The sequence below is a fragment of the Peribacillus sp. NPDC096622 genome, from assembly GCF_044762665.1.
GTDB lineage: Bacteria > Bacillota > Bacilli > Bacillales > DSM-1321 > Peribacillus > Peribacillus frigoritolerans_B.
This window is the reverse complement of record NZ_JBIWES010000001.1, coordinates 215,072-231,025: the sequence shown is the minus strand read 5'-3', so window position 1 is coordinate 231,025 and position 15,954 is coordinate 215,072. Positions and strand designations below refer to the sequence as shown.

Here is a 15,954-nt window from a genome sequence, read left to right as displayed (position 1 = left end):
ATGAAGGTAGCCATAATCGGAGCAATGGAAGAAGAAGTTACGATTTTACGTGATAAATTGGAAGGTTTGGAGCAGGTGACCATTGCCGGTTCCGAGTTCAATACAGGCACACTGAATGGTGTCGAGGTCATTTTGCTTAAATCGGGTATCGGTAAAGTGAATGCGGCAATGTCCACTGCAATCCTGTTGGAAAAATTCAAACCGGATGCGGTCATCAATACTGGCTCTGCCGGCGGGTATCATCCAGAACTGAATGTAGGGGATGTGGTCATATCCACGGAAGTACGGCACCATGATGTCGATGTGACGATTTTTGGATATGAATACGGTCAAGTACCTCAGCTGCCTGCAGCTTTTACACCTGATGAAAAGCTTTTTGCAATCGCAGAAGAAGCAGCAAAGGAAATCGAGGATATACAAGTTGCTAAAGGGTTGATCGTGACGGGGGATTCTTTCATGAATGATCCTGACAGGGTTGAATTCGTCAGAGGGAAATTCTCTGGTTTATACGCGGTGGAAATGGAAGCAGCAGCCATTGCACAGGTAGCCTTCCAATTCAAAACACCTTTTGTCATCATTCGTTCCCTTTCGGATATCGCAGGTAAGGAGTCCAATATTTCCTTTGATAAATTCCTGGAAACTGCGGCTCTTCATTCAGCGTCACTGATTTTGAAAATGGTTGAAAAAATGAAATGAATGGTAAGTGATCAGCGGAAGCCTTTCTGCTGATCATTCTTTATTGCATAATCCTCATTAAATTGGTAGGATAACTATGAAAGGATGTCCGAATATGAAAGTCTTTAAAAACATTCATGAGTTGATAGGGGAAACGCCGATGATGGAAATCACCCATTTCCCGCTTCCGGATGAAGTCCGTATCTTTGCCAAACTGGAATACTTCAATCCGGGAGGCAGTGTGAAGGATCGGCTTGGCCAAGAACTGTTAGCCAAAGCGTTGCAGACAGGGAAGGTGAAAAAGGGCGGGACGATCATCGAACCGACTGCCGGAAATACCGGGATCGGCTTGGCGTTGGCTGCGATAAACAGTGGAGTGGACGTGATATTTTGCGTTCCGGAGAAATTCAGTACCGAGAAACAGGAATTGATGCGTGCCCTTGGAGCGAATGTGATCCAGACCCCGACAGAGGAAGGAATGACAGGAGCAATTGCCAAGGCTAAGGAGCTGCTGGCTGAAATTCCGGGATCATATTGTCCCCAGCAGTTCGCCAACCCATCCAATCCTGATGCATATTATAAAACGCTGGGACCTGAGATATGGGAACAGATGGAAGGCGATGTGGATGTGTTTGTTGCCGGTGCCGGGACGGGCGGGACATTCATGGGAACATCGCGATATTTAAAAGAAAAGAACGCTGCTGTCAAAACGGTCATTGTCGAACCAGAAGGATCGATTTTAAATGGCGGAAAAGCAGGACCTCATAAAACAGAGGGGATCGGGATGGAATTTTTACCTGCTTATATGGATGAAACGTATTTTGACCAAATCCATACGATAAGCGATCGTGACGCTTTCCATATGGTAAAGGAATTGGCGATTAAAGAAGGCCTTCTTGTCGGCAGTTCTTCCGGTGCGGCATTTGCAGCGGCCATGAAAGAAGCGGCCAAGGCTTCCCGGGGGGCGAATATCGTCGTCATATTTCCGGATTCAAGTGAACGATACTTAAGCAAAAAAATTTATCAGGGAGGAATGTAAAATGAGAAAGAAAACACAATTGATCCATGGCGGCATTTTTGGTGATGAACAAACAGGGGCGGTTTCGGTGCCGATTTATCAAGTGAGCACCTATAAACAGGATGGTCCGGGGAATCATCGGGGATATGAATATTCACGCACAGGCAACCCAACCCGCCATGCCCTCGAAGAATTGATCAAGGATCTCGAGGAAGGAAAAAGAGGTTTCGCATTCGGATCAGGAATGGCAGCGATGACTGCGGTAATGATGCTGTTCAGCCATGGTGATCATGTATTGATGACCGATGACGTTTATGGTGGGTCTTTCCGGGTCATCACAAAAGTGCTTAACCGCTTCGGGGTGGAAGCAACGTTCATCAATACGAGTGACATTCACTCGATCGAAAAAGAGATAAAGGACAATACGAAGGCACTGTTCATTGAAACTCCGACCAATCCATTATTGAAAATCACCGATTTGGAAGAGGTATCAAAAATAGCTAAAGAAAACGGCATCCTCACCATTGTGGATAATACCTTCAGTACGCCATACTGGCAAAATCCGCTTTCACTTGGAGCCGATATCGTGCTTCATAGCGCAACGAAGTACCTGGGGGGACACAGCGATGTTGTAGCGGGTCTTGTCGTGGTGAATGATGAAAAGCTTGGCGATGACCTTCATTTCATCCAAAACTCTACAGGAGGCGTGCTAGGGCCCCAGGATTCATGGCTGCTGATGCGAGGCATTAAAACGCTGGGAATCAGGATGGAAGAACATGAAAAAAATACATCTCAAATCGTTCGTTTCCTATCCGGGCATGAAGGCGTTTCGAAAATTTATTACCCAGGTCTTGAAAACCACCCAAATCACGATATTGCCAAAAAACAATCGCGTGGATTCGGCGGTATGGTTTCATTTGATGTCGGCAGTGCGGAAAAGGCCGAGTCCGTTTTGAATAAAGTGAGATTCTTTACACTTGCGGAAAGTCTGGGGGCAGTGGAGAGCTTAATTTCAATTCCGGCCTTGATGACACATGCTTCCATTCCGGCTGAGCGTCGTGCAGAACTTGGGATAACTGATGGGTTGATTCGTATTTCAGTAGGTCTGGAAGATGTTGAAGACTTATTGGAAGACCTGGAACAAGCGCTACAAGGATAATCGTGGATGGACCGTCTCATAAGCTGACTGCCATTATTTACACCCTGTCATTTGGAATAAATATGGTAGAATGAGATATCGGTATCTTATTAGCTTGAAAGAAGGTGGAATGGCATGAAAAACCGCAAAAAACAAACGGCGTCAATGCTGCGTTCGAAAATGGTCGATTTTAAACAGTTTGCGATCACTTTGTTATGTGTGGGTTCGTTCTTCTATATAGGAACCATCCTTCCCTCTGGCGACAAAGCGATGTTAGACACATATGTCTATATGGGAGCGACAATAATGTTCCTGGGCATATCCATAGTATTTTTCTCATTATCCAAAAAATACAAGAAGATCTTGGCCGAAATGGATGACCAGGATACTTTACAACAATAGAAGCAAACCTGATTCTTTAAAAGAATCAGGTTTTTTTATTTTTCTAGTGTTTTGCCCATCATGGGGCAGATTCATCACACTTCTTGCCTCCTTCAGGTAATAAAAGCTCTTGAAAGTGGGTAAAAAGATCGAAATTTTCAAATAAATAGGCAAAAGCCGTTTACAAATATCGAATTTGTGGATATACTTACCAAGTAATAAAAAATATTCCAAAGGAGGTCGAAGAAAATGACATTGTATCTACATGGAGTCGTCGCAATCAGCCGGTCCGTTTCAATTGACAATCACATAACATTCGACCTGTGCCAAGCGGAATATTTCTAAAGCAATTTGGCTTTATTAATCATTCAGACATAGCGGCCGCAGGGAGAAGTGTTTTATCCTGCGGTCTTTTTATATTCTCAAAAAAACCCGCAGGAGGACGTAACTTTCTGCGGCCTTTTTATGCCTTTTTGTTGGGCCGCTCCCTTAAAGGAGGTGATATTATGACACTGAATATGCTTTTTTTCACAATCACGATTAAAATGAAAAAAATGACTGCCGAGGAATGTTTGCAACAGGAGAGAATCCACAAGATTCGAGAAGAACATCTAGATAAAGCGATGAAGCATCGTCCTTTTTTCTAAAAACATATGAGGTAGGTATCCCGTTCATAAAAAAATTTTAAGAAAGGTGGAGGTTAAAATGTTGAATTTGTTTTACGTAAAAGGGGAGAAGCGTTGCTATTGGCTGGAGAAGGATACCGGCTAACGGATTTGCCGGTGCATTGCCAGCATTGTCATGGTTTGTACGTATATGGACAGCGGAAAATGCGATTGGAAACATGATAAATTGAAGGTTTGTTGACATGATGGTTTTGACGCTGATCAACTAGGAACTGCAACGTTAGAAAAGAATATGTAAAATGGGAAAACTCGGCACTCGGGCCGAGTTTTTTTCTTTTGCCTGAATCAGCAGCACGGACCTGATCCCCCATAACCAAATCCACATCCCGGCAACCACCAAAACCCGAAAATGAGCAATAATATCAGGAGGACAATAAACAGGCCATAACCAAAGCCGTAACCGGACCCTGCATAACAAGGCGCAGGAGCCGGATAACCATAGCTGCATCCGTATGGTCCATAGTTATATCCCATCGTAAAAACCCCCTTTCCCTAAAAAATTCCCTATCATTATATGAACATTTGCCTTCGTTCGTTTGTGAATTCATCCAGGCTGGTTTGAACATTTGACACTTTCTTGATTTCTTTTAGTGGGACAGACACGAACAAGCCCACTGTTGCATAGGTATGAATAGGGAAACCAAAGAAACGGGGGATGAAGCCAATGCCCGGAATACTTACAGTTGTCGGTTATATTATTAAAGAATTTTACTTATTTGTTTCCTATGTGAAAAACAACGCTTTTCCCCAGCCCTTGTCATCTCAGGATGAAAAGAGATATCTGAAGCTTATGAGTGAAGGGGACGGTGATGCCCGCAACATCCTGATCGAACATAATCTCAGGCTTGTTGCCCATATCGTCAAGAAATTCGAGAATACGGGCGAAGATACAGAGGATTTGATTTCGATCGGGACAATTGGTTTGATAAAGGCCATTGAGAGTTATTCGGATGGTAAGGGTACGAAGCTTGCCACATATGCGGCGCGATGCATTGAGAATGAGATTTTGATGCATTTACGAGCGACAAAGAAAACGAAGAAAGATATTTCCCTGCATGATCCGATCGGTCAGGATAAGGAAGGTAATGAAATCAGTTTAATCGATGTGCTGAAATCGGAATCGGAAGATGTCATCGATACGATTCAGCTCAATATGGAAATTGAAAAGGTGAAAAAGTATATTGATATTTTGGATGAACGCGAAAAGGAAGTCATTGTAGGCAGGTTTGGACTGGATTTGAAAAAGGAGAAAACCCAGAGGGAAATCGCTAAAGAGCTTGGCATTTCCCGCAGTTATGTATCAAGGATCGAAAAACGTGCTTTGATGAAGATGTTCCATGAATTTTACAGGGCAGAAAAAGAGAAGGAAAAGAAAGCTAAAGGATAGGAATGGTAATCAAAGAGAGTGCGGGGAAATTTCCCCGCACTCTTTTTTTAATATTTATTTCTGATCAAATCTGCAAATGCATGATAAATCTCGATTCCTTGAAAAAGGAACAGACGTGAAGCGGTTAAAGAAAAAACCCCTATCATAATTAGTCGAAACCACATATGAATCACTCCTCCATTTTATTTTTATAAAATGTCAGAGCGTGAGGCTACGTAATTCGCCTGAAAAAAAACCGGACTGAGATATCGTCGCCGAAGATTAGAGTGAAAATAAAGAAAGCCCATGATGGAAAATTCGAAAATGAGAATAACGATAAGTGAATGCCAGGAACTAAAGGAAGGCACGAAAGGCTGTTTCTTGTCGGCCTTATCCCAATGGTGAACATCGGTATGTTCTTCAATGGTTAGCTGCTGTGCATGATGGTGGAACTGTATGGGCAGTGTCCAAAGGAGCAGGATGATGGCAGACATGTGAATAAAGAATTTCATATGAATCATCCACCCCTTTCCCGAGAATATATTCATCATAACATGCTTTTAATCTGGGATATAGAAAAATGTTCCGACAAAATACTGAAAATTCCTTTTAATTAGAAAAATACTGAATTAACCTCTATAATGGGATTAGTGATAAAAAGGGGGCAATGCAGGATGGGATATTCTTTAACATGGGATTTGGATATCTTTTTTAAAGGAGGAAGCTCTTCTAAGGAGTTCCTGGTTTTTTTAGATGAAATCAACGAGGAGGTAAAAGAATTAGACCGACTTGTAAGCAATATCAATCCGGTAGGAAATGATGAAATCAGTTTAATCCAGGCATTTGATCTTTTTAAAAATACAAATATGAAATCTTCGCAGGCAGGTGCTTTCATTGGATGCCTGGAAGCTCAAAATGCGCAGGATAAAAAGGCTGGACAGCTGCGGGTTAAACAAATGAAGATAGTCGCTTCACTAAAAATGGTGTTAAGCAAGCTGGATGAAAAGTTGATACAGCTTGATGATGCATTTTTTAAAAAAATCCTCGAAAAAGAACCATTGAATGAAATAAAATTCGTATTGAATGAACGTCGGGAAAAGGCAAAGGAAAAGCTTTCCGTGAAAGAAGAATCATTAATCACCCAATTGGCCATGGACGGTTTCGAAGGTTGGAGCCAAATGTATGATACGATCGTCGGTTCAATGACCATCCCTTATAAGGGTGAAAAGCTTTCAGTGGGCCAAGCGGCGAATAAATTTTCTGATCCTGATGAAAGGGCCCGGAAAGAATTATTCACTGCGTGGGAACAGGCTTGGGAGGAAAAAAGTGACCTTTTTGCCCGGACTTTGAACCACTTGGCTGGCTTCCGTCTCAGTGTGAATGAAAAAAGGGGCTGGGATGATATTTTGAAAGAGCCTCTTGAAATAGGGAGGATGAAAAAAGAAACCCTCGAAAGCATGTGGAATGTAATTGCCGATCATAAGGAACCGCTTGTGAGGTTTTTAAAAAGGAAAGCGGAATTACTGGATATGGATAAATTAAGTTGGGCGGATCTGGATGCACCGCTCGCTGTTACAGCAGAGTCCAAAGTAATGGATTATCAAGAAGGTGCAGATTTCATCATACAGAAATTCTCTAAGTTCGGCTCTCAATTGGCGAACTTCACCCAAAAGGCTTTTGAAGACAGCTGGATTGAAGCTGAGGACAGGCCAGGTAAGAGACCAGGCGGTTTTTGCACCGGCTTTCCATTAAATAAGCAGTCAAGGATTTTCATGACGTATTCGGGCACCCCATCCAATGTATCGACATTGGCTCATGAATTGGGACATGCATTCCATTCTTATGCGATGAGGGATATCCATCCATTGAATCGGTCATATGCAATGAATGTGGCTGAAACCGCCTCCACTTTTGCTGAAATGGTCGTAGCGAATGCAGCCGTGAAGGAAGCGGCCAGTGAGGAAGAAAAGCTGGTGCTTTTAGAAGATAAAATTCAGCGTTCCGTGGCATTATTGATGAATATCCATGCCCGCTACTTATTCGAAACAAGGTTTTATGAAGATAGGAAGCAAGGATATGTCAGTGCCGAACGGTTGAGTGAACTGATGGTCGATGCACAAAAAGAAGCTTATGGCGATGCTTTGAGTGATTATAATCCAACGTTCTGGGCTTCAAAGCTCCATTTTTATATTACAGGAGTGCCATTTTATAATTTTCCGTACACATTCGGATACTTATTCTCATTAGGCATATACGCGAATGCCCTGAAAGAACCTGCAGGATTCGAAGAAAAATATATCGCCCTATTAAAGGATACCGGTTCCATGAAGGTCGAGGATTTGGCGGAGAAACATTTAGGAGTCGATTTAAAGACCCGGGATTTTTGGGAAGAAGCAGTCAATGCCTGTATGGAGGATGTAGAAGAATTCATGCGTTTGACCGACCCATTAGTCCGAAAAGCATAAGATGGGTTCAGGCTGGAATATGAACGAAAAAAGCGGATGTCCGGTTTAGGACATCCGCTTTCTTATTAAACTTTCTTCAGTTTAAATGGACTGACCATAAGTAATGATAATATAATCATGAGGGATAAGAAAAAGACCGGATGGAAATACGGGATGGCTAGATAACTTAAAGTAGCGATGCAGCCCGCAACCGTAATTGGCACTCCTGTAAAATATCCATTGCTTTCACTTATATTGAAGCGGGCGAGACGAAATGCGCCACAGCCAATATAGAAAACCGTGAAGAGTGTGCCAGGTGCTCCGAATTCTATCAATATTCCTTGGTATAATAATAGAGCCGGTGCAACGCCAAAGGATATGATGTCACACATGGAGTCAAGTTGCTTACCCAATTCCGATTCAATGTTGAATTTCCGTGCAACCATACCGTCAAAGCGATCTGCAAGGGCAGCCAGGAAGATTAAAAGCAGGCTTAAATTTAATTGGCCGTGCATCACGGCAATTATCGCAAATCCACCAAGGGATAAATTAATTAAAGTAAGTATATTTGCTGTTTGTGCTTTCACTTTTTTAATGGTTTGATCTAGGGCGTGTAATAAAAACATCTTTTCACTCCTTTCAAATGAAACAAATTAAAACAAAATATAGTAAACATAAGTATTTATTATATAATAATATTTTATTTAACACAATTTATGCAAGGAATTTTAGAATAATTTTACAATTTGGAGTGGTTTTATTTGTTTCAGTCTTTGTATCGCGTTCTTATTGAACTGACGAATGGTCAGTATTCATCAGGTTTATTAAAACACTTTAGCCAATCTCGTTGGAGCAGGCCCTTAATTTTATTTTATGTAAAAACATTCAACCTTAATCAAGAGGAATTTGGTAAGGAGTTAAAAGCATATACCAATTTGCACGAGCTATTTACAAGGCAGTTAAAGGCGGACGCGAGGCCAATTACGGCAGTTCCGTCTGCGGTAGCTTGTCCCGTGGACGGTGTTCTTGAGGATTCAGGGGAGATACGCGCTGATAAAAAGATCGTCGTTAAGGGAAAGGTATATTCAATGGAGGAAATGCTCGGGGATGAGCTTTTTTTGGAAAAGTACTTAGGCGGCAAATATCTCGTGTTATACTTAAGCCCGAGTCATTACCATAGGATCCATGCGCCAATCAAGGGTTCCGTAGTCAAACGTTGGACCCTTGGAAGGAAATCATATCCCGTTAATAAATGGGGGATGAAATATGGAAAAGAGCCTTTATCAAAAAATTATCGGACAATAACTGAACTTCAAAATGAAGCGGGAAATCTGGCAATGGTGAAAGTCGGGGCCATGTTCATAAATTCGATCGTCATTACTGATGAATCGGATGAATTGGAAAAAGGGCAGGAATTTTCTTATTTCAGCTTTGGGTCCACAGTCGTGCTTCTTTTTGAAAAAGGAAGTTTTGAACTTGAAGGGAACATATCCATTCCCGCAGATGTCCGTGTAGGTGAAACAATCGGATTCATGAGAGCCGTCTAACTTCAAATGAAAATAAGAGGCTGACATTTGATGTCAGCCTATGTATTTCATATTAAAATATGGATCGGATTTTATGTGTTAGGGATCTTCGATGAATTTCCGTTTCTATGAGGCGGATGAAATCGGTACTCAACTTTAAATTCTGTGCTTTAAAATAGGATTCAAGCAACAGGTCATCAGATAGTTTTTGCATCAGAACGCCACTTATGGGCTGCTCACCTCCAGTAGGGATTGCGAGGAATAATTTAGTGTTTACTTGCATATATTGATAAGTCTTCCTTGATGTACCCCTACTGTATCAGAAATAAACGTGGAGAACAATCGTTCTGTTATCCACAGATAAAAGTGGATAACCTGTGGTTAAGTTGTTTACAAGGTGAACGGAATGGTGCACATCAGTATGGAAAATGTTAGTAAAGTTATCCACAGGTTGAATAAATGAAATTTTTGTCGAAATCTTTTATGAATAATTGGTTCTTTGGTTCTGGTCTTCCTGTAAATTTCCCATTATTTAAGAAAAAATGCCTTTCCATATCAGAAAACATACATTATGATGTTTCTTTACCGTCAGCCATTCTTTCCTAATTTTTTTTGAAAGTGGGCTGAAAATTCGATATGATGGAAACGGTAAATTTTAATGAAAATATAGAGGTGCCAATATGCTTAAATTATTTTTGCCGAGTGAACATGTTAAAAGCATTTTTAATATAGATCCTCAAGAATTGAAAAAAAGAGGGATTAAGGGCGTCATTACCGATTTGGATAATACTCTCGTTGAATGGGACAGGCCAACTGCCACCCCCGATTTAATCAAATGGTTCGACAATATGCGGGAACATGGGATTTTAGTGACGATTGTGTCCAATAATAATGAAAATCGGGTTCGGGCTTTTTCCGATCCGCTTCACATTCCGTTCATCTTCCAGGCCAGAAAACCGATGGCAAGGGCTTTCCATAAAGCCCGTAAGACAATGGGGCTGAAATTAGAAGAAACGGTGGTAATCGGCGATCAGTTATTGACGGATGTATTGGGAGGGAACAGAGGCGGATTTCATACGATCTTAGTGGTCCCTGTCGCACAAACCGACGAATTCAGAACAAGGATCAATCGTTATTTTGAAAGAAAGATCATGGCGTTTTTTAAACGAAAAGGAATGATAGAATGGGAGGATCACAATTGAACAATCATCAAGAATTAGTGTGCATCGGCTGCGGTGTGAAGGTCCAGACTGAAGATCCGAAGGAGTTGGGCTTTGCCCCTAAATCGGCTCTGGAAAAAGAGAGCATCGTTTGTCAGCGCTGCTTTAAATTGAAACATTATAACGAAGTTCAGGATGTATCCTTAACAGACGATGACTTCTTGAAAATCTTGAATAAAGTAGGCGAAACCGACTCTTTAATCGTCAAAATCGTCGATATTTTTGATTTCAATGGAAGCTGGCTGCCTGGCCTTCATCGATTTGTAGGAAGAAATGATGTTCTTCTGATCGGAAATAAGGTCGATTTATTGCCTAAATCCGTAAAACCGAACAAGTTGATCAATTGGATGAGGCAATCGTCCAAGGAATTGGGTCTTAACCCGGTCGATGTCCTGCTTGTCAGTGCGGAAAAGGGAAAGCACATACTTGAAGCGGCGGATGCGATCGAGCGGTATCGCAGAGGAAAAGATGTCTATGTGGTGGGCTGTACGAATGTAGGAAAATCGACTTTCATCAACCGTCTTATAAAAGAAGTGAGCGGTGAAAGTGATATCATCACGACTTCCCACTTCCCTGGGACTACTTTGGATATGATCGAAATTCCTTTGGATGATGAACAGGCATTGATCGATACACCAGGAATCATTAATCATCATCAAATGGCTCACTATGTGGACAAACGGGACTTCAAGGTGATTATGCCGAAAAAGGAAATCAAGCCGAGAGTGTACCAACTGAATGAAGGGCAGACGCTATTTTTCGGAGGGCTCGCCAGGTTGGACTATGTTTCAGGCGGAAGGCGTTCATTGACTTGCTACCTTTCGAATGAATTGAATATTCACCGTACGAAACTGGAAAAAGCCGATGAATTGTATAAAAACCATGCCGGGGAATTGCTGACGCCTCCACGGCCAGAACAAATCGAGGAGTTTCCGAAGCTGATTCCACATGAATTCTCCTTGAAAGATGGTAAAATGGATATTGTGTTTTCTGGTCTTGGCTGGGTGACGGTCAATGAGCCAGGAGCGAAAATCGTCGCACATGTTCCAAAGGGCGTCAATGTGATCGTTCGCAAATCATTAATCTAAATATAGGGGTCGTCTAGACTATGAAAAAGATATATGGGGTAATGGGAGATCCAATTGCACATTCGATGTCACCGGACATTCATAATGATGCATTTGAAAAAGAAAATATAGAAGCGGTTTATCACCATTTTCATGTGACGAAAGAAGGTTTGAACGATGCCGTGAAAGGCATGAAAGCCCTTGGTATAGAAGGGTTTAACATCACGATTCCTCATAAGACTTCAATCATCCCTTTCCTGGATGAAGTGGATGAACTGGCCCTTGCAATCGGGGCTGTAAATACGGTTGTTAACAAAAATGGTCGGTTTATAGGGTATAATACAGACGGAAAAGGATTTTTCAAATCTTTATGCGATGAAATATCAGGTGACATCAAGGCTAAAAAAACGTTAGTGATCGGAGCGGGCGGTGCTGCGCGTGCGATTTATTTTACCCTCGTGAAAGAAGGGGTAAAGCAAGTTGATATTGCAAACCGGACAAAGGAAAGAGCGGCCCAGCTTGTTTCTGATTGCCCATATGATAAAGTATCGAAGGCACTCTCGATTATCGAAGCGGAAGAAAGCTTATCACAATATGATTTAATCATCCAAACGACTTCTTCTGGAATGAGTCCTGAATTGGATCATTCACCGTTAAAGGTCGACCAGCTTAAAACCGGTGCAATTGTCAGTGACATCATCTATAACCCTCTGCAAACCAAGCTGCTGCGTGAAGCTGGGGAAAAAGGGGCCGAAACGCAAAATGGTCTGGGGATGTTCATCAACCAGGCCGCGCTCGCATTTGAGATATGGACAGGCATTATGCCGGATACAGCAAGAATGACAGATATTGTCTTGAACAAACTAGGAGGTAACACATGTTAACAGGAAAACAGAAAAGATTTTTACGATCAAAGGCCCATCACCTCAATCCAATTTTTCAAGTTGGTAAAGGCGGAGTCAATGATAATCTCATCAAGCAAATTGGTGAGGCGCTTGAAGTACGTGAATTAATCAAGGTCAGCATCCTTCAAAACTGTGAAGAGGACCGCAATGATGTGGGGCTTACTTTATCAAAAGGTGCACGGGCGGAATTGGTTCAGATTATCGGCAACACAATTGTGCTGTATAAAGAATCAAAAGAAAACAAACAACTTAAATTACCTTAAGGAACCTATCTATGAAAAAAATTGGAATTCTTGGCGGTACATTCAATCCTCCGCATATCGGGCATTTAATTATAGCCAATGAAGTGCTGGATGCCCTTGAGCTAGATGAAATCAGGTTCATGCCAAATCACGTTCCCCCACATAAGGAAAAATCGGAGGAAGTAACCGATATGGACAGGCTGGCCATGTTGGAAAACGCGATAGCCGGAAACCCATCTTTTTATATTGAGGGTATTGAAATAGAAAGAAAAGGCACATCTTATACGTATGACACGATAAAATTGCTGAAAGAACTTGAGCCAACCAATGAGTTCTATTTCATAATTGGCGCAGATATGATTGAATACTTACCGAATTGGCACCGTATCGACGAGCTGGTGCATATGGTCAATTTCGTCGGGGTGAAGCGCCCTGGATACAATGAAAAGACCTTATACCCAATCACGATGGTGAAAGTCCCCCAGATGTTCATTTCGTCTTCCATGATACGAAGGAAGTTAAGAACGGGGAAAACCGTGAAATATTTAATAGCAGATCCAGTGGTGAAGTATATTAAAGGGAATGGTTTATATGAATCGTGAGAAAGCATTGGCGCTGGTCAAAGAACAAATCACCGAGCGCAGGTACATTCATACCTTGGGTGTGGTCGAGTCAGCGATTGAACTTGCTGAACGGTATGGTGCCGACGTCAAAAAAGCGGAACTGGCAGCCATTTTCCATGATTATGCAAAATTTCGTCCAAAAGAAGAAATGGAGCAAATTATAATCGCTGAAAAAATGGACCCGGCATTACTTGAATACAATATGGAGCTGTGGCACGCTCCTGTCGGGGCTTATTTGGTGAAAAAGGAAGCTGGCATTCAGGATGCCGAAATCTTGGATGCGATTGCCTATCACACGTCTGGCAGGGTTGGCATGAGCCTTTTGGATAAAGTCGTATACCTTGCTGACTATATCGAGCCGGGACGTTCTTTTCCCGGTGTCGACGAAGTCAGGCAGACAGCAAAGCAAAATTTGGACCATGCTGTCATCCAGGCTTTAAGGAATACAGTTGTTTTTTTAATGAAAAGAAATCAGGCAATTTACCCTGACACATTTAAGACATATAATGATTTGATCATGAATTTGAAGGAGAAGATGTAATGACTGAACGTGAACTTCTTGTAATTGCAGCAAAAGCGGCGGATGATAAAAGAGCGGAGGATATCGTGGCATTGAACATGCAAGGTATTTCCCTTGTAGCGGATTACTTTTTGATCTGTCACGGTAATTCCGAAAAACAAGTACAAGCAATAGCTCGTGAAATGAAGAGTAAAGCTGATGAATCAGGAATCGAGGTAAAGCGTCTTGAAGGTTTTGACGAGGCGAAATGGGTGCTTGTGGATCTTGGCGATGTAGTGGCACACATTTTCCATAAAGATGAAAGAAACTACTATAACCTCGAACGTTTATGGGGAGATGCACCTTTTGAAGATCTAGAGAGTGAACTGACTTCATGACTTACGAACGCTTTGCCTATGTATACGATGAATTGATGAAGGACGCACCTTATGAAAAATGGCTGATGATCCTTACGGCGAAGCTGGAACAGTATGGAGTTGGTGGAAGGAAAGTCCTGGATTTAGCGTGTGGAACCGGGGAAATGACCGTTGAATTGGCGCAGCACGGATTCGAAGTCACCGGCGTGGATTTATCTGATGAAATGCTTCTTGTCGCTAATGAAAAAGCGGTTAAGCTTGGATTATCGATTCCGCTTTTCCAGCAGAATATGGCAGAACTTGAAGGACTTGGCCAATTTGATTGTGTCACGATTTTTTGTGATTCGCTGAACTACCTTCGCGGTGAAGAGGATATAGTCAAGACGTTCAGCCGGGTTCATGAGCATTTGAAGGATGGCGGATTATTTCTATTTGATATCCATTCCATTTATAAAATGGAACAAATCTTTGGTGATAATACGTTTGCTGTTAATGGTGAAGAAGTATCCTATATATGGGATTGCTTTCCGGGTGAAGAACCTTACAGTGTGGAACATGATTTAAGTTTTTTCGTAAGGGACGATGAAAGCGGTCTTTATGACCGTTTTGATGAGTTGCATTATCAACGGACCTATCCTGTTGAACAATATAAAAACTGGTTGGAACAAGCAGGTTTCAAGGTTTCTGAAATTCTGGCGGATCTTGAAGAAGCACCGCTTGTAAAAGAAACCGAAAGAATCTTGTTTGTAGCCAGTAAATGATAAAGAGGTCAAGATCCCCCGTTCGTACATCAGTCTGTACGAGTGGAGGTCTGACCTCTTCTTTTTTTTGCTTTTAGCAGGAATCGAGATCTTGATTACGAATATTAATAAGGATGGCCGAACTGTTTTTCAACTTCGTGAAGATCCTCTGCAAACTTTTCATGTGTCGCTTGAAAAAGATGATGGAACATTTCCCCGGTTTCAGCTTCTAAAACCTTGATCCCCTCACCTGTTATTCCACCCTTTACACAAACCTTTTCCTGTAGGGTCGGCAATGTATAAACCCCTTTGCCGAGCAATTCCCCTAAGCCAACCAGCATATTCTCAGTCAAAGTCGTAGCCGTTTCTTTATCTATCTTCGTCGTTTGGCAAGCTGCGTCAATAAAAGCTTGAGCTAAATAGCTGAAAAAGGCAGGACCGCAGCTGACGATATCGGAAGCTACCCGGGTGATATCATTTTCAATGATGACCGGTGCCGATATAGCGGAGGCCAAATCAAATAAAGCTGACACTTTCTCCTTACTGCAGCTCTTGCTGAAACTCAGTAACGATACCCCTGAACCCACACGGTTCGTTATGCTCGGGATAAAACGGGCACAGGGGGCATTCACTGCCGATTCGAGCTGGGAGACTGACACCGGGCTTGTGATGGAAATAACCAGCTGATCCCTTTTTATATGGTGTTTGATGCCTTGTAATAGGCTGTTAATCTGCAATGGTTTTACACAGAGAAAAATAAAGTCCGCTTGTTCGACGATTTCGGCTGCGCTTTCCGCGACCTTGATACCCGAGTGTTTCTCCTTCAGCACCAATGCTTTGGAAAGCGTACGATTTGTAATGATTAGATCTGCCGGATTCAATATCTTTGCCTCCAGCCATGCCTCGATTAAAATGGTACCCATATTGCCGGTTCCGATAACACCGATTTTCTTCAATTCCGATCAACTCCTCTCACTTAAAGCGATTGATTCTCCTAAAAACACTATGTATTTTTAATCTGTCCTATGACAAAGTATCTTACGAAAT

Annotated in this window: 20 protein-coding genes; 16 read left to right on the top strand and 4 right to left on the bottom strand. The window is 42.0% G+C overall.

From position 1 onward, the window contains the following. From mtnN to sigK, 6 genes are all read left to right on the top strand, one after another. The gene (mtnN, locus tag ACIQYG_RS01085; RefSeq protein WP_402835111.1) at window positions 1-696 is read left to right on the top strand and encodes a 5'-methylthioadenosine/S-adenosylhomocysteine nucleosidase; all 696 of its coding nucleotides are present in this window, start codon (window positions 1-3) and stop codon (window positions 694-696) included. 94 nt (window positions 697-790) lie between these two features. Then, window positions 791-1,714, top strand: a complete 924-nt coding sequence (locus ACIQYG_RS01080; protein WP_402835109.1) for a PLP-dependent cysteine synthase family protein — start codon at window positions 791-793, stop codon at window positions 1,712-1,714. A 1-nt stretch (window position 1,715) separates the two neighbouring features. After that, the gene (locus ACIQYG_RS01075; RefSeq protein WP_402835108.1) at window positions 1,716-2,852 is read left to right on the top strand and encodes a bifunctional cystathionine gamma-lyase/homocysteine desulfhydrase; all 1,137 of its coding nucleotides are present in this window, start codon (window positions 1,716-1,718) and stop codon (window positions 2,850-2,852) included. Between the two features lie 114 nt (window positions 2,853-2,966). After that, complete coding sequence (locus ACIQYG_RS01070) at window positions 2,967-3,233, top strand: YrhC family protein (protein WP_402835107.1); 267 nt, start codon at window positions 2,967-2,969, stop codon at window positions 3,231-3,233. A 485-nt stretch (window positions 3,234-3,718) separates the two neighbouring features. Then, entirely contained in the window at window positions 3,719-3,859 is a 141-nt protein-coding gene (locus tag ACIQYG_RS01065) for a YrzI family small protein (RefSeq protein WP_072273247.1), read from the top strand. A gap of 703 nt (window positions 3,860-4,562) precedes the next feature. After that, window positions 4,563-5,285 carry an RNA polymerase sporulation sigma factor SigK gene (gene sigK, locus ACIQYG_RS01060; protein WP_048682796.1) on the top strand — a complete coding sequence of 241 codons (723 nt, stop codon included), beginning with the start codon at window positions 4,563-4,565 and terminating at the stop codon, window positions 5,283-5,285. Between the two features lie 188 nt (window positions 5,286-5,473). On the opposite strand, the gene ACIQYG_RS01055 is transcribed toward sigK, so the two are convergent. Next, window positions 5,474-5,776, bottom strand: a complete 303-nt coding sequence (locus ACIQYG_RS01055) for a hypothetical protein (RefSeq protein WP_402835105.1) — start codon at window positions 5,774-5,776, stop codon at window positions 5,474-5,476. 162 nt (window positions 5,777-5,938) lie between these two features. Between ACIQYG_RS01055 and ACIQYG_RS01050 the strand changes: the two genes are divergently transcribed. Continuing rightward, a complete protein-coding gene (locus tag ACIQYG_RS01050; protein ID WP_402835104.1) occupies window positions 5,939-7,729 on the top strand; it encodes a M3 family oligoendopeptidase in 1,791 nt (596 codons plus the stop codon). A 65-nt stretch (window positions 7,730-7,794) separates the two neighbouring features. Here ACIQYG_RS01050 and pssA read toward each other — a convergent pair whose 3' ends face one another. Continuing rightward, a complete protein-coding gene (gene pssA / locus ACIQYG_RS01045) occupies window positions 7,795-8,334 on the bottom strand; it encodes a CDP-diacylglycerol--serine O-phosphatidyltransferase (protein WP_034308587.1) in 540 nt (179 codons plus the stop codon). Between the two features lie 135 nt (window positions 8,335-8,469). Here pssA and ACIQYG_RS01040 point away from each other — a divergent pair, with 135 nt between their 5' ends. After that, on the top strand, window positions 8,470-9,255 hold the full coding sequence (locus ACIQYG_RS01040; RefSeq protein WP_402835103.1) for a phosphatidylserine decarboxylase: 786 nt from the start codon (window positions 8,470-8,472) through the stop codon (window positions 9,253-9,255). Window positions 9,256-9,307: 52 nt separating this feature from the next. On the opposite strand, the gene ACIQYG_RS01035 is transcribed toward ACIQYG_RS01040, so the two are convergent. Beyond that, on the bottom strand, window positions 9,308-9,448 hold the full coding sequence (locus ACIQYG_RS01035) for a sporulation histidine kinase inhibitor Sda (RefSeq protein WP_034311351.1): 141 nt from the start codon (window positions 9,446-9,448) through the stop codon (window positions 9,308-9,310). 466 nt (window positions 9,449-9,914) lie between these two features. Between ACIQYG_RS01035 and ACIQYG_RS01030 the strand changes: the two genes are divergently transcribed. Genes ACIQYG_RS01030 through ACIQYG_RS00995 form a run of 8 tightly spaced genes read left to right on the top strand, consistent with a single transcriptional unit; the run spans window position 9,915 to window position 14,928 of the window. After that, complete coding sequence (locus ACIQYG_RS01030; RefSeq protein WP_402835102.1) at window positions 9,915-10,436, top strand: YqeG family HAD IIIA-type phosphatase; 522 nt, start codon at window positions 9,915-9,917, stop codon at window positions 10,434-10,436. Further along, window positions 10,433-11,542, top strand: a complete 1,110-nt coding sequence (gene yqeH / locus ACIQYG_RS01025) for a ribosome biogenesis GTPase YqeH (RefSeq protein ID WP_402835100.1) — start codon at window positions 10,433-10,435, stop codon at window positions 11,540-11,542. Before ACIQYG_RS01030 ends, yqeH begins: the two co-directional genes overlap by 4 nt. A 20-nt stretch (window positions 11,543-11,562) precedes the next feature. Beyond that, a complete protein-coding gene (gene aroE / locus ACIQYG_RS01020) occupies window positions 11,563-12,405 on the top strand; it encodes a shikimate dehydrogenase (RefSeq protein WP_063590586.1) in 843 nt (280 codons plus the stop codon). Then, the gene (gene yhbY / locus ACIQYG_RS01015; protein ID WP_034308574.1) at window positions 12,399-12,689 is read left to right on the top strand and encodes a ribosome assembly RNA-binding protein YhbY; all 291 of its coding nucleotides are present in this window, start codon (window positions 12,399-12,401) and stop codon (window positions 12,687-12,689) included. The genes aroE and yhbY overlap by 7 nt, the downstream gene beginning before the upstream one ends. Window positions 12,690-12,700: 11 nt before the next feature. Next, entirely contained in the window at window positions 12,701-13,270 is a 570-nt protein-coding gene (locus ACIQYG_RS01010) for a nicotinate-nucleotide adenylyltransferase (protein WP_241589856.1), read from the top strand. Further along, window positions 13,260-13,832 (top strand): bis(5'-nucleosyl)-tetraphosphatase (symmetrical) YqeK, encoded by a 573-nt coding sequence (yqeK, locus tag ACIQYG_RS01005; RefSeq protein ID WP_098369750.1) that lies wholly within the window; start codon window positions 13,260-13,262, stop codon window positions 13,830-13,832. The genes ACIQYG_RS01010 and yqeK overlap by 11 nt, the downstream gene beginning before the upstream one ends. Next, complete coding sequence (rsfS, locus tag ACIQYG_RS01000; protein WP_402835099.1) at window positions 13,832-14,188, top strand: ribosome silencing factor; 357 nt, start codon at window positions 13,832-13,834, stop codon at window positions 14,186-14,188. The genes yqeK and rsfS overlap by 1 nt, the downstream gene beginning before the upstream one ends. Further along, window positions 14,185-14,928 (top strand): class I SAM-dependent DNA methyltransferase, encoded by a 744-nt coding sequence (locus ACIQYG_RS00995; RefSeq protein WP_402835098.1) that lies wholly within the window; start codon window positions 14,185-14,187, stop codon window positions 14,926-14,928. The genes rsfS and ACIQYG_RS00995 overlap by 4 nt, the downstream gene beginning before the upstream one ends. 104 nt (window positions 14,929-15,032) lie before the next feature. Here the strand turns inward: ACIQYG_RS00995 and comER are convergent, their stop codons facing one another. Then, the gene (comER, locus tag ACIQYG_RS00990; RefSeq protein WP_402835097.1) at window positions 15,033-15,863 is read right to left on the bottom strand and encodes a late competence protein ComER; all 831 of its coding nucleotides are present in this window, start codon (window positions 15,861-15,863) and stop codon (window positions 15,033-15,035) included. Between the last annotated feature and the right edge of the window lie 91 nt (window positions 15,864-15,954).